The sequence below is a fragment of the Mesorhizobium sp. M0408 genome (assembly GCF_040321495.1).
Classification (GTDB): Bacteria; Pseudomonadota; Alphaproteobacteria; order Rhizobiales; family Rhizobiaceae; genus Mesorhizobium.
Map to the genome: position 1 here is coordinate 15,221 of NZ_JAMYRO010000028.1, position 13,376 is coordinate 28,596.

Consider the following 13,376-nt stretch of genomic DNA (forward strand, 5'->3'; position numbering starts at 1 on the left):
GGCTATTCCTCGTACTCGTCAGGATAGCTTGCGGGCGTGAGCGCATTCCATCCACTCCGGGCGGGTGCACCGGCGGAGGAGGAACGGATGTCTCTGCCCTCGGTCATGTGCAGGTTCGCGCCGCGGTGGATCGCGGCGCGCATGACCACCTTTCGCGGATGATCCTCGTCTTCTTTTGCCGAGCTGATGATCGCCGTGAAATGGCCCTGCGCAGGAGGGTTTTCGAGGCGTGGACCTAGGATCTTATCCAGCAAATCAGTCGTGAGGTTGCGGCGCCCGCCGTGATGCGGGACCTGAAAGCGACTGATGCCAGGGAGCGAGAGCCCTGCAGCAGGCGCATAATCAATGACTTCCGCCAATCCGTCCCGGCCGGTGTCCGCCGTAAGCAAGATCTTCTCGCCGCACATCTCCGCGTACTGCACCACGCTCATCTCGTTTTCGTTGCTGGTGTCCTCTGCCGGGAACGCTTCGGCCCCCCACGCAGCCCTGATCAGTGCGACGGCCGTGATCGCTTTCTCGAGAAGCGTCGTGAAGATCCCGCCGCCCGTAACCTCCTCGGCCTTGGCCTCCGGCGTTTTGTTGGACGTGACGATCAGAGCGAGAAACCGTGCCCGGGTCGGCGCCATCACGTGGAATGCGCCGATCCACGCGCCCTGGAAGGGCTCGCGGATCTCTATGCCCTTCTTGACCGCGATATCCTCAAGCGCAGCCAAGTTGGCGTAGGCCGACCGCAGAGTGGACCGCAAACGATCGATGCTGGTGTAGGTCTCGAACCGTCCAATAAGCTCGTCCGCATACATCCATGGCCGGAGCATCCACAGGACGCCGACCTCAAAATGCTCAAGGACCGCCACCAGGCCGCGGGCGTGGTCGCCATCATTGTGCGTGGCAACTACATGGTCGATGAATTTGGGATTGTCGTAGTGTGCCAGCACATGGTTGCGCAGGGTTTCACCGGTGGTGGCATAGCCGCCATCAACGACGTGGATGAACGTTGCACCGTCTTTTTCGTAGCGAAGCGCAATCGCGTCGCCGCTCTTCTTGGTTTCTACGCCAAGAAAATCGATTTCAAAATAGTCAGCCACTTGTTGGTCCCCTCCCCTCCGGGTGCATTGAATTACTGGAAATTCCTTCAGTCGCAAAGTTTTGTCGTCAGATGTGACTTGATGCTCTCGGTTACAAGAGCCCCTATACAGATTTTTCGAAGTAGAAACCACGTTGGGTAGCTACGCCCACGATGCAGGAGCGGCTAAGCTGCTTCCGATCTTCGCCCCGCCTGCCCGACGGTAGCGCTTCAGTAATTTGCCTCATCCGAGAATGAGTGTTTGGCGCACCTGAGCACTGGCAAGCCCGTACATCAGCGTGTCAAGCTCGCGAGGACGCTTACTGGCACCGCGCTTGCCATCGCACGGTGCACTTTCAGTGATGGAACCGTAAAAGATCTAGCCGAAGACATGCTGGCATACTCGGAAAGCAGGTGAACGATGACCGCCGCGATTTTCGAAGGATCGGCCTAGCGGTGCAGCGGAATACTCCCCAGCCGGCCCTTCCGAAGCGCCTCAGCAGCAAGGGTCCGACGATTGTCCCCGGGGCTTTTCTGAACCGCCAGTGGCTGGCGGTTGAGGCCAGACCATCGGCCTTCGCTACCTTTCCCCTCTCGGCGCACTCACTTGTGCGGCATGCAATATACCCCCTCGGATTGCATCAGTACCGCGCCACCCTTCAACTCGCTCAGTGCGCCGACCCACGCTTCCGAATAAGTGCGGCTGGCGTCCACGGCCGTCAGCCAAAGAACGCGATTGTCGGCCAGTTCGACTTTAACTTCCTGCTGCAAAGGGCTTGCCTGCACGGTCTGTTGATAGTGGCGCTTGATCCTGACATTGCCAGCTGAGAATTCGGCTTCGTTGCTGCCGTAGTTCAGCACAAATCCAGAGCGTTCCTCAGTCACTGAGCAACCGCCATCACGCTCGCATACAATCTTGGCAGCGGTCTTGCAGTCCCACTTCAGTGAAGCGGGCCACATAGGATTGTCCACGCTTGATCGCGGCTTGTCGCTCTGAGCAGCCGCCGTCAACACTGCGCCTGTGTTCACAATCACTGTGGATAGGAGAAGCGCCTTGAACACTACAAACCTCCCTGAATTGTGGCTCTTGGGTTTTGGCCTGGTGATCTCCTGGCTTATGGCATGTTGAGATCGAACCAGCTTTTCTGGCGCATGCCGTTCGCGTCATCATACTCGATGAACCAGGGCTTTCCGCGCATCGGTCGAGGGATGGTGTAGTAGGTGGGGCCATTACCAAGGGAATGCCCTCGATCGTTCCCCGCGGTCTGGATTTTTGCCGTCACCACCTTACCGTCGATTTCGATTTGGACCTGACGTGATCCGTCTCCATGATGTCTGCCGAGGGCGTTGTTTTTGAAAACGACGGGCAAGGAGAGCCTACCGGCCGCGATGCGGCAGATGTTTCGTTCTTGACCTAAGCCCGGCCGATCGGATTCGGAGCTGCCAACTGCTTGCCAGCCAGACGGACAATCCTCATACTTCTCAAATCTCGCCGCGCTGGAGTTGGCTTGCGGACAGGTCGGCCAATTAAAACCCGGGGCTTCCATCGCCGCAATCAACTTGTAAATTGGCGGGTGGCACGAGGGGGTGCCTTGCCATTCGCCGGAAAGACATAGGAGGACCTGACAGCCCCATTCCGACGCTTTTGATTGGGATGGAAGAGCTGCGGCGCCCGCGATGGCGACGGCACCCCCCAGTAGGAATTTGAGTATGGTCATAGCCTTTTCCTCGCTGCAGATTTGACAGTTTACTATGGATGATCCGCGCGAAAAAGGACAGGTCGAAAAGGCAGGTTTGTGCGACTACATCGATTTATGAAACGAGACGACGGAGGCGTGGTCAACAACCCGTTGCGCGCCAACATTGCTCTGACGCTTGAGCGGGAGAGAGCCAAACGCGGCCTATCCCATATGCACATGGCGGAACTGTTTCGGACCGCCGAGGGCGAAAAACTGGCCTATCGAACCTACATTCAGACTGTGCGTCAGAAAAATAATGTCACATTGACGACGCTGCAGGTTATGGCAAACGGCTTGCAATTGTCTTTTGCAGGAATGCTCGCCGGCGGTAAGAAAGTTCCGGAATGGGCGCATCGGTTGGACGACAATGCGATCCGCAAGCGGCTGGCGCACATCATCGATTTTGAGCGGCAAAGACGTACTTTGCACCGCTATGAGATGGCCGAACTCATCGGTGTGGCGGAGGCGACTTTCACGAAACTGGAACGGGCGAGCGGCAACGTCAGCGTGGACACGATTGCCGCGATCGCCAAGGCGTTGAAACTTGATCCAACGACCTTCCTCTTTTCCGAAAAGATCCCGCCTGGCAGAGCCGACACCTAGCCGCCCCACGAGTGTTCCTAAAGGGCCTATAATTCGCGCCGGCCGGCGCCGCTCCTATGCCCCTGCCGGTCAGGCCCTGCGGCCGACTAGCGCCCCCCGCCGCGGCTGTCGGGCCGCTGGCGTCATCGTCGGCTGTTAGCGGCGGGGATGATAACGGGACTTTGACATGGATGACTGTGCCGGCGCCGGGGAATGCTACTGATGAAGAGCTTTCCCTTGACGGTCGAAACCATATGAGAACAAGCCGTCAAACCTGCCGGCGCGCGTAGAGAAGAAGGGTGTCGTGGCCTTTTCGACTGCCGGTGTCCTGCCCGCGCCTTTGTCGGCCCACTTCCAGGGGTCGGTCCCGGTAGGTGGCGACCCCACATTCATCACTTTTGTGTCGTGATGCCTGCCAGAGAATTTGCTGATGAACTGACCGGCCAAAGCCAAACTCATGCTCGCCGGGCCGACTTGTCAGCACGCGACAGAAACCGTTTCAAGCTCAAACCGGCCAACAAAATGTAAGGCGGCATGGCGAGCGAATAGTGACCACAGTTTAATTTCAAAATATTTGGCCTAGCTCCGGCGTCGTTCAGCCTCTGCATGAACCTCTCCGATAGCTCTGGCAAAACCACTTTGTCTCTCTTAGCCAACACAACATGAAGATCGAGATCAGGCCGCGCCAAACTATGTGCATAATTCTCCAAGTTAAGTGGACCCCAGGCCCTTCTGAGATCGGTCAGCTCAATCTCAGGCTCAAGGCTATCACGTATCAATCGTGTCGCGCGACCCGTCCAAACCATATCCGCCAGACTCCCGGCCGTCAGAAACAACGAGGCTTTTGATACAGCCGGATCGTGCGCCGCGACCACCCCCGCAACCCAGGAGCCTAAGCTCATACCGAGAACCGAAATCTCTCGATAGCCTTCGATCTTCAACCAACGTATGAGTTTTCGCCCATCCAACACTGCTTGCCTTACAGCTTGGATCGTTCGACCGAGACTAGGGCTAAGCATATAGTCGGCGTGCACGGAGCCGGGACGGCTGCGTTCGAAGTGATAAGGCATAGCAATCTCGACAACCGCGGTGCCACGCTGGGAGAAGAAGTTGGCAATCTGACGATTCCGGGAGCTTGCATTCCAATGGTGAAAAATCACCATCGCCTGATCGAACGACCCGCTTTCTGTGATTTTCGCCGAGACGACATTGTTCTGTTCGATATCAGTAGAAATGTCCGATGGAAATTTGAGCCACCCATCTAGCCTTTCAAACCCCTGATCACTCAGATTCGGGTCATCGAAAAAGGCTGGATCGGCCACGGCCTGGTCCGCAAGGGCACAGAATTCCTCGATACTTGTTATCTTCTTCGCACCTGGAAAGGCGAGTTCCGCGTCAAGGGCGAAATCCGATGGTTTCTTACCTTCCTCACCGCGTCGCGCCCGCCGCTCATCCCAACGATCAAGCCAACTATGATACACTCTGATTGTTTCCTAACTTACTCGCTTGCCCTCGCCCCAACCTTGGATCAAACAGGCCGTATATCGCGAACAGCACTCCAACGCCCAGAAGGATCGAAAAGCCAGCAAATGCATCGATCAGCAAGTAGCCAGCCACGAGTAACGCTACGATCGCTGAGATCCTCCACAAAGGCATACAAAACCGACGTTCGACACCTAAACGGATGGAGCCGTACACAAATACCACACAGGTCGAAATAGCGATAAGAAGGCTACTGTAATGAGTCGGCCTACGGTAGATGATCCCGGCGCTCACATCATTGCGCCCATAAAAGGCGGAAGACATATCGCCGACCAACCAAGACACAATATTCTCTCCACGCGATGTCAGGTAAGCACTCTGGAGCTTCATGACTATGGCGATCAAAAGTCCCAAAACAGTACACCGAAAAATCGCACGCATAACCCTGATGCTGGCTTCATGTAGCTCGTGTTGATAGTCCACCTCCGGCCGATTACTCGCTGCTTCTCCAATACTCCAAAGATCATGGATCACCGTATAAAGCAAAATCAGGCCTACGAAGAACAGATAAAAACAGAGGCACATATACAGGTAAGCGAGCCCCGTGAACACGACCGCTTCCGGCACCGATATAACCTCAGGGCGCACAATCGCTAACGAGCCCCAATCCGTCGCATAGTTGCCACCCCCTTTGAGCAACGGGATTAAAGACACGCCGATCCACTGAAGAAGACCGGCGAACACCACACAAATCAAAAAAACCGCCCAATATGAATACGAAGAAGCTTGTACGGTGCGTGCCCAGGCATCGTCGCTTTCCATCTTGTCGCCCTGCACCACAAGCTTTGGGCGGCCTTCATCTTTCCAAAAGGTCACCAGCTCGGTCACGAAGGCAAAAAACAGTGGCAAAAATACCATGAAGACGAATGTCCAATTCGCTGTCCAAAGAAACCCAACCTGCTTGACGACGCCATCCGCCCGGCCATACGTCACGCTGTGAATCCCCGTAAGATACGACAAAAACCCAAGAGCGGTGACGCCCGCAAACACCGTCGCCGGTAGATTCAGGGGAGATCCGCGACTAAAAAATGCCTCCGATTCCCTTGCCAAACTAAAGCGCCGGCTCGGCCCCTTGGGGTCAGTATCCAGTATCAGCTCTACCGGGGAGTCTGTCGCGTCATCGATGGTCGCAGTCACTGCCGTATCTGGAATCTCCTGCGCAACGCTGCTTCCGGCTCTCTTCCATTCTCGTCTCTTGGCCGATAACCGCGATTGCGCCTCACCTAGCTCCATCTGCCATTCGCTAGTTGCGACCGCATCATCGCATCCAAAAATCCTCGCCAGCCAACGAATGTTGGCAGTGCTAATTCCCTTCTCGTTCTCTTGAAACCAAAGCTGCACCGTTCGCAGATCGACCCCAACCCGGTTGGAATCAATCAGTGAAATCGCCTCTGCAAGGAGTTCGGGCGTCCATGGGCCAGCAGGAAACCCGTCTTTGTCCAACAGTCGACCCGCACCCGCCGCCGCCAGTCGTTTGAATAATTCTTTGAAATCACTCCCGTCTCTCGGCGGAGGGAGAAACAACTTTCCGTTCTTAAACAACAACTTATAGGCTCTAGTTTCGTTCCGTTTCGCTAGGCTTCGTATCCTATCGTGCCTTCGTCCTCAATCAACGTTTTTATCAACTCGATCTTGGCCGGCACGGGAGAGATCGAATGACGGGTGACCCGCTGGAGAGGCTGAACACGTTAGTTGCGTGGGAGATGTTTCGCAAACCGCCGGCCAACCGAAACGTTTGTCTGGTGGCAGGGTAGTGTGACCTCATGAACGAACATTAGGGGAAGCCAGGGCTTCGGGAGCCTGAGAAGCGGAGGGATGAACCCATTCCGATTTTTCTCGCCTCCCCAGGTATCATTTACGAATTGTCATTCGCATGGAGCCGGTCGATGCCCATTCAAGTGGTCTGTAATAACGGAGTGATGGAAGAGGCCGATGGGGTCGCGAATCTGCTCGCGGCGCATCGTCATGCAGTTGCCATGGTTGAACGTCTCGGCAGGCGCTGGATGAGAGCCGAAGGGCCGGACGCGACCCTGATCGGCCGGCGATTGGATTCGGTGATGGCGGAAGAGGCTATCGCGCGTCGGCGCGCGGCCGCTGCGCCGGTGGCTGATGTCGTTGAGATGAAAATGAAGGCAGCTTATTTCCGGCGGTTGTTGGGGAACGACTGGTGCGAGGTTGATGTCGACGATTTTCGCGCGTTGCTCGGTACTTTCGCGAAACTGCAGTCCTAGGAGAAGAGCGCTGAAATCCATGAGGCCACGGTATTCCAGGCCGCATAGATTCCCGCCGGCACCAAGATGATCGCGATGAGAGCGATAGCATCGCCAATGGCGCCGTCGGTGCGTCCTTCCACGGGATAGTAATATTTGTGCGCATCATCGTCGTGCTTCATTGTTGTCTCTCCGACCGCTTGTTTAGCAGCAACTGCACAGGATGCTGAAACGTCGTGCCCCACAAACCCGCACGTTTCATCTTAGCGTTGATTTCCGCGACGAGGTAGTTCTCATTGACGGCTTTGCCCTTCGCTGTCGTTGCGGCAAACGCGTATCCGGTCGCTATGAGCGCGGTGCCAACGTCAATTGTTGCGCCATTGAGCTGCGCACCGCACACGACAAAAACCGCTTTGTCCAGGGCGTAGCCGATTGGCTGGCACGTAACCGCCGCGCTATCAAACAGCGCTGCCAGATGCGCCAGCGAGGTGTTCCCGCAATCGATTTTGTTCCCATTTGGCTCTTCGGCTGATGTGCCTCGAAGACATGACTGGACGCCATAGAGGCGGAAAAGGTGATCTCCGTCACGCCAGGTATCTCCGGTCAGCAGTTGAGCCGATTTCGATACTGCGAGGGGCGTTGGCACGGCAGACTCCGACGCATCCTGGGCCTGTGCCGATGCACACAAACCAAATGCCGCCAGCACTGCGAAGCTCGCCTTTTTCATTCCTGGAACTGTCCACCGAGGTCGGCGGAATGCTCCAGATCGGGGCGCAGCGACTTGCCGTCCTTGTTGCGTCCGATCGCCGCCATGTGGAAAAAAACCATTTCGTCGTCGTCGTAGGCGACGTTGTACGGGTCGTTTGCATTTCCCGCACCCACGAGAGAGAAACACGACACAGCGTCGGGCTCGCCCTTCTTGCTTTGCAGCACAAGTGTTTTGCAAAGCACGACCGCTGCACGATCGTTGTAGATTGCCTCTTCATAGTCCTGCGCGGCTTTCGTGCAGTCCCACAGCTGCGTCTTGTACGCAATCTTCGGTTTTGGGCAGCCGGTAAGGCCGCGCAGTCGATACGTCACGCCGTTGACGACGCGCTCGGTCGCCGACGGCACCTTAACCCGCCCGATGAGAGCGGCCGCATCGCGCTGAAACAGCGCGCCTTTCCCATCGTAGCGTTCATAGACGAACACCTTTTCGCCCGGCTTCGCAAACTGGAGCAGGTAGTGCTCCGAGGGTTGCGCGAAGGCGCTCGGGGCGTCGGCGCCGGCAGCATAAGCCACGGTGCCCTGGAGCAGCAAGACCGTGCAAAGGGCCGTCTGTTTCATCGAAATTCGTCCTTGTGATCGATATCGCGTTGACACTTTACTAGGGCCGCGTGTAGCCATAGTAAAGTGTTAAATCTTGGCGACAGTATGAACACTCGATTCGCTCTTCTGCTCACCCTCTTTTGCGCCACGTGGCCGTTGCAAGCGCACGGCCGGGACCTGGCATCAGACCGCGTGGCAATCGCCTTTGCAACGCCGGCGCAAGCCCTTGCCGCGGTCGGGGCGCAAAGGCCCGGAGCGTGTAAGAACGCAAATCGTGCTGAGGTCTCCCAACTTGTGCGTTCAATCGCGCAAGAGGAAGGGTTCGACGCCGATCTGGCCGAGACAATTGCATGGGCCGAAAGCGATCTCGGCGCCAGTCAGGGTCCCTCAAAGGCCGGAGCCCTGGGAATCATGCAGCTGATGCCGGGTACGGCGGCCGATCTAGGGGTGAGCGACCGTTGCGATACACAGGCAAATGTCCGGGCTGGCCTTCGTTATCTGAAGTCACTGTATGACGAATTCGGGGATCCGCTGCTGATGCTTGCGGCCTACAACGCCGGGCCCAAGAGCGTCTACAAGGCGCAGGGCATTCCGGTGAATCCGGAGACGGCGGAATACATCGTGAAAATACTGAATCGCTGGAAGTTCGGCGGTGTGGTCAAGAAGTCCGCGCTGAGCAAATCCGAGACGCTCGCGGCCGCGCCGCCAGCAAGCGAGGACGCTTGGCAGGATGGTCATGTCATGGATTTCGGCAACTGAAAGGAGCCAAGGGTGCAATACAGGAAAGCCGGCATATTTGCCCTGAAACTGGCCTTGGCCTCAGCGGTCGGAATAGCGCTCGCGCCAGCCACTGCGTATGCCCAGTCGGCAGCGCCAGTCGAAAATGTGCTGGAGTGGTTCGTCGGAGTTCTGCAGGGCAACATAGCGCGTTCGTTCGCCATCATCGCGGTCTGTTTTCTCGGCTTCCTTGCCATGACAGGCCGGCTGGCATGGATGATGGCATTCTCCATCATCATTGGCATCGCTCTGATCTTCGGCGCCGCCCAGCTTGTGGATGCGGTTCGCGCGACCGCCGGAGGCAGCTGAGACATGGACGACGAGGAGGTCTATGTCGAGCCTGTCAGCCTGCCACTGACACGCCCCCCTATGAAATGGGGGGTGCGATATGAAGTTTTTGCCTTGAACGGCATCCTGGCGGTGATCGGTTTTATCGCCACGAGCAGCTTCATGCTCGGTCTTGGCGTGTTCGGCGTGGTGCATATGGTCAGCGCATATCTGTGCCAGCGCGACCCCTACATATTTCATATTTTCGAGCGGCGCGTCTCCAAACGCGGAGCGGTGGCTAACCTTACTTTCTGGGGGGCGAGGAGCTATTCGCCATGAGCCTCGATGCCGACCTGAAATTTGGCCGTGAGCGCCGGCGCGAAAAGCCCGCGGCGATGCACATCCCCTACCTTCACCATGCCGATGACAATCTGATCGTGACGAAGAGCGGCTTTCTGGTCGGCGTCATCCAGCTCAGTGGCCTGCCGTTCCAGACGATGGACCAGGCCGAGTTGAACAGCCGAATGTTCAACCGCAACACGACGTTCCGCAATCTCTCGACCTCTCGCTTTGCCGTCTACACGACGATCATCCGCCGCCACGTGACGCCGGAGATCGAAGGCGACTTTGACAATCCTTTCGTGGCCGAGCTCGACGCCCGCTACATGGATGAGCTTGGGGCGAAAAACCTTTTCGTCAACGAAGCGTATCTGACGGTCATACGCCGACCGATGGTCGGCCGCGTCGGCTGGGTGGACAAGGCGCTCAATGCGTTCCGCATCAGTACCGCGGGCGAAGAAACCCGTGAAGAGGCGATGGCCGAATTGCGTGATGTTCTCGACGGCGTCGTCAAGGATTTCACGGCTTATGGGGCGCGTCTTCTCGGCGTCGTGAAGCGCCGCGACAGCTTCTTTTCCGAGCCGGCGGAATTTCTGGCGAAGATCCTGGCCGGCGGCCTCGACGTGGAAATGCCTTTGCCGCGCATGAGCCTTGGTGATGTACTGGCGACACGACAGCTATTTTTCGGCAAATCCGCGCTGGAACTTCGGGGGCCGGACGCCGCCAAACTCGGCGCCATGGTGTCGATCAAGGAATACCCACCGTTCACCGCTCCGGGCTCATTGGACGGTCTCTTGCGCCTGCCACATGAGTTTGTCCTGACGCAGAGTTTCGCGATCGAAGACCGTGTAACCGCGATGCGCCGGATCAACACCATCGCGAACCAGGTTGAGGGTTCCGACGAGGCGGGCACGACGGTCGAGGAGTCCGTCCACGACGGCGCCAACAAGCTGGCCGGCGGTGAGGTCGTCTTCGGACAACACCACATGAGCGTCATGGCCTTGGCACCGGACATGACCGGGCTCAACCGTGCGCTTTCCGATATTACGGCCGAGCTTTCGCGCATGTCGATCGTGCCGGTTCGCGAGACGCTGAACACGGAACTGGCTTTCTGGGCGCAATTGCCGGGAAATTTCAGCTACATCGCGCGACGTGCGTTGATCTCGTCACTTAACTTCGCCGGCCTTTTCTCAGGACACAATTTCCCGTCCGGCCAACGTGAGCGGCTGCATTGGAAACGCCCTATCGCTTTGCTCGAAACGACCAGCCAGACGGCCTACTATTTCAATTTCCACGTTCACGATGTCGGCCACTTCACGGTGTTCGGCCCGACCGGCTCGGGCAAGACCGTCGTGCTGTCGTTCCTGATGGCGCAGGCCATGCGCATCATGCCGCGGCCGCGATGTGTCTATTTCGACTATATGCGCGGCGCTGAGATTTTCGTTCGGGCGCTCGGCGGTCGTTACGAGGTGATGGAACCTTCTCAGCCGACCGGGTTCGCGCCATTGCAGCTCGAGGACACGGCAGAAAACCGTTCTTTCCTGGAAGATTTGCTCCTCTACATTCTGACGCCGGAAGGCGGCGCGCTTGATGTGGCGGAGATGCGCGTCATCAACGCCGCCGTCGATATGATCTACAAGATCCCACGCGAAAAACGGACCTTCGACCTGCTGCCGGAAGTGCTGCGGGGCTCGCTCATGCCTGGCATGAATGATCTGGCCGCGCGAATACAGCCCTGGCTCGACCCCAAGGACAAGGGCTGGCTTTTCAACAATCCCGTCGATCTGGTCGATTTCTCGAAGCCGGTGGTCGGGTTCGACATGACCAGGATCCTGAGTGACCGAAAGCTGCGTTCGGCGGCGTTGCTCTACATCTTCCACCGTCTTGAGGACGTCATCGACGGCTCGCCGATCATGCTCTTCCTCGATGAAGGCTGGAAGCTGTTGGACGACGAGGTTTTCGCCGCTTTCATCAACGAGACGCTGAAGACCATTCGTCGCCGCAACGGCGTCGTCGGCTTTGGCACGCAGACAGCGGAAGACGTCGTCAATTCCTCCATTTCGCCGTCGCTGATCGAGCAAACGAAGACCAATATTTTCTTCCCCAACCCGAAGGCGAGCAAGGAGTCCTACATGGAGCGCTTCTCGCTGACAGCGAAGGAATTCGAGTTCGTGCGCCGCACCGCCAAGGAAACACGCACCTTCCTGGTCAAGCACGACAGCGACTCGATCGTAGCCAAGCTCGATTTGTCGGCGATGCCCGATCTCATCAAAGTCTTGTCCTCGAACGAAGCCAACAGCAAGGAATGCGCACGGCTCCGGGAGACCTTCGGCGACGAGCCGGAGATGTGGCTGCCATACTTCTGCGGATGGGAGAACGAGCATGACGAAGCGGCTTAGCAGCGCTTGTCTGGCCGTGGCTCTCGCTACGGCGGATGGCATGAGCGTGGCTATCGCTCAGATCGCGGTGATCGATGGGCCGAACCTCGACAAGCGGCAAGAGGACGAGCAGCACAGCACGAAGTCGGATGAGGCCAAGAAGGACGAAACCGACAAGAAGAAAAGCGTCGTCTGCACCTATTCGAACAAATACCGCTCACAGATGTTTCGCCGGTCGCCTGCCGAAGCGTTGCAGCGCGACGCGGGCAACGTGAAGATGATCCGCTATTATGCGCAAAAATACGGCGTGCCTGAAGGCCTGGCACTGTCCGTCGCCTATCAGGAATCGCGCTTCGACACATGCGCCGGGAGCCACACCGGCGTCAAAGGCGTCATGCAGCTGACCAAGGGCACAGGCAAGTCCATGGGACTGGACCGCGACGTGAACGAGCAGAATGTCGAAGGCGGCGTCAAATATCTCGGAATGGGTGTGAAGCAATGCGGGGCGACGAATTACAGCTGTCTCGCCTCCTTCTACAACGGATCGAACGCAGGCGAGCAAAACCAATGGGCCGGCGGTGTCGGCCGCTGGAACAGCTACTTCAACGAATATGTAGGGAGCGGCAAGGCTCCGGCCGCCGCGCCGCCACCATTCTCGATCGTACCGGCCGACGGCGCAGGCGGCACGGCTCAGGACGCGGCCATGGGCACGGTGAGGAAGGCGGCTGGCGGCCTTGATGCAAGCTCATCGCAGATGGGCGCCAACGCCGCGGCGATCGACGCGCTGGCGGGCAACGTTGGCCAGGTGACCGAATACAAGGACGCATGGGAGCAGAACTCGTCGGCTCGTGGGATCAACGCCGATGTCACCAACCAGTACCTCGCCCAGGCGGGGGATTTTACGGCGTTGCTGGGCCAACTTCTATCGTTGCAGAACGTTCAGGCATCGCAGTCGGCCAAACTGGTGCAACAGCCAAAGAGCGGCTCTCCAAACCCGTTCTCTTGTGATCCCGCCGAACTGGAACAGTCGAAGATCGATCGCGGCCGGTGGTTACCATGTGCACTTGAGAACCGGAGGGCAAGCTCAGCCGACAGCCGCTCGATGATCATCACCAGTGATCCTGCTGGTGCTGCCAGCGTGCTCGATTCGCTACAGCAATAGGAGGCTGAC

15 protein-coding genes are annotated in these 13,376 nt (G+C 57.8%); 7 read left to right on the forward strand and 8 right to left on the reverse strand.

Translation table 11 applies throughout. The features are described 5' to 3' along the window. Positions 1-2 precede the first annotated feature (2 nt). From NKI67_RS26385 to NKI67_RS26395, 3 genes are all read right to left on the reverse strand, one after another. Positions 3-1,085, reverse strand: coding sequence for an MBL fold metallo-hydrolase (locus tag NKI67_RS26385; RefSeq protein WP_352647636.1), 1,083 nt, complete (start codon positions 1,083-1,085; stop codon positions 3-5). Between the two features lie 581 nt (positions 1,086-1,666). Next, on the reverse strand, positions 1,667-2,125 hold the full coding sequence (locus NKI67_RS26390) for a hypothetical protein (protein WP_352647638.1): 459 nt from the start codon (positions 2,123-2,125) through the stop codon (positions 1,667-1,669). 53 nt (positions 2,126-2,178) lie between these two features. Continuing rightward, positions 2,179-2,781 (reverse strand): hypothetical protein, encoded by a 603-nt coding sequence (locus tag NKI67_RS26395; RefSeq protein WP_352647640.1) that lies wholly within the window; start codon positions 2,779-2,781, stop codon positions 2,179-2,181. 117 nt (positions 2,782-2,898) lie between these two features. On the opposite strand from NKI67_RS26395, the gene NKI67_RS26400 reads away from it, so the two are divergent. Further along, positions 2,899-3,405 (forward strand): helix-turn-helix domain-containing protein, encoded by a 507-nt coding sequence (locus tag NKI67_RS26400; RefSeq protein ID WP_352647641.1) that lies wholly within the window; start codon positions 2,899-2,901, stop codon positions 3,403-3,405. Between the two features lie 434 nt (positions 3,406-3,839). Here NKI67_RS26400 and NKI67_RS26405 read toward each other — a convergent pair whose 3' ends face one another. Then, the gene (locus tag NKI67_RS26405; RefSeq protein WP_352647643.1) at positions 3,840-4,865 is read right to left on the reverse strand and encodes an alpha/beta hydrolase family protein; all 1,026 of its coding nucleotides are present in this window, start codon (positions 4,863-4,865) and stop codon (positions 3,840-3,842) included. Beyond that, complete coding sequence (locus NKI67_RS26410; protein WP_352647769.1) at positions 4,855-6,468, reverse strand: RcgA family putative transporter; 1,614 nt, start codon at positions 6,466-6,468, stop codon at positions 4,855-4,857. The genes NKI67_RS26405 and NKI67_RS26410 overlap by 11 nt, the downstream gene beginning before the upstream one ends. A gap of 344 nt (positions 6,469-6,812) precedes the next feature. Between NKI67_RS26410 and NKI67_RS26415 the strand changes: the two genes are divergently transcribed. After that, positions 6,813-7,157: a hypothetical protein gene (locus NKI67_RS26415; protein ID WP_352647645.1), complete on the forward strand. Its 345-nt coding sequence runs from the start codon at positions 6,813-6,815 to the stop codon at positions 7,155-7,157. Here the strand turns inward: NKI67_RS26415 and NKI67_RS26420 are convergent. Genes NKI67_RS26420 through NKI67_RS26430 form a run of 3 tightly spaced genes read right to left on the reverse strand, consistent with a single transcriptional unit; the run spans position 7,154 to position 8,462 of the window. Beyond that, a complete protein-coding gene (locus NKI67_RS26420; RefSeq protein ID WP_352647647.1) occupies positions 7,154-7,318 on the reverse strand; it encodes a hypothetical protein in 165 nt (54 codons plus the stop codon). The two genes, NKI67_RS26415 and NKI67_RS26420, sit on opposite strands and share 4 nt — an antisense overlap. Beyond that, complete coding sequence (locus NKI67_RS26425; protein ID WP_352647649.1) at positions 7,315-7,863, reverse strand: thermonuclease family protein; 549 nt, start codon at positions 7,861-7,863, stop codon at positions 7,315-7,317. Before NKI67_RS26425 ends, NKI67_RS26420 begins: the two co-directional genes overlap by 4 nt. After that, entirely contained in the window at positions 7,860-8,462 is a 603-nt protein-coding gene (locus NKI67_RS26430) for a hypothetical protein (RefSeq protein ID WP_352647652.1), read from the reverse strand. Before NKI67_RS26430 ends, NKI67_RS26425 begins: the two co-directional genes overlap by 4 nt. A gap of 87 nt (positions 8,463-8,549) precedes the next feature. On the opposite strand from NKI67_RS26430, the gene NKI67_RS26435 reads away from it, so the two are divergent. The 5 genes from NKI67_RS26435 to NKI67_RS26455 are packed head-to-tail and all read left to right on the forward strand — an operon-like array spanning position 8,550 to position 13,367. Next, positions 8,550-9,203 (forward strand): lytic transglycosylase domain-containing protein, encoded by a 654-nt coding sequence (locus NKI67_RS26435; protein WP_352647654.1) that lies wholly within the window; start codon positions 8,550-8,552, stop codon positions 9,201-9,203. Between the two features lie 12 nt (positions 9,204-9,215). Continuing rightward, positions 9,216-9,530, forward strand: coding sequence for a TrbC/VirB2 family type IV secretion system protein (locus NKI67_RS26440; RefSeq protein WP_352647656.1), 315 nt, complete (start codon positions 9,216-9,218; stop codon positions 9,528-9,530). A 3-nt stretch (positions 9,531-9,533) separates the two neighbouring features. After that, on the forward strand, positions 9,534-9,827 hold the full coding sequence (locus NKI67_RS26445) for a VirB3 family type IV secretion system protein (protein ID WP_352647658.1): 294 nt from the start codon (positions 9,534-9,536) through the stop codon (positions 9,825-9,827). Continuing rightward, positions 9,824-12,226, forward strand: coding sequence for a VirB4 family type IV secretion/conjugal transfer ATPase (locus NKI67_RS26450; RefSeq protein ID WP_352647660.1), 2,403 nt, complete (start codon positions 9,824-9,826; stop codon positions 12,224-12,226). The genes NKI67_RS26445 and NKI67_RS26450 overlap by 4 nt, the downstream gene beginning before the upstream one ends. Beyond that, positions 12,210-13,367 (forward strand): transglycosylase SLT domain-containing protein, encoded by a 1,158-nt coding sequence (locus NKI67_RS26455; RefSeq protein WP_352647662.1) that lies wholly within the window; start codon positions 12,210-12,212, stop codon positions 13,365-13,367. The genes NKI67_RS26450 and NKI67_RS26455 overlap by 17 nt, the downstream gene beginning before the upstream one ends. The last annotated feature ends 9 nt before the right edge of the window (positions 13,368-13,376 follow it).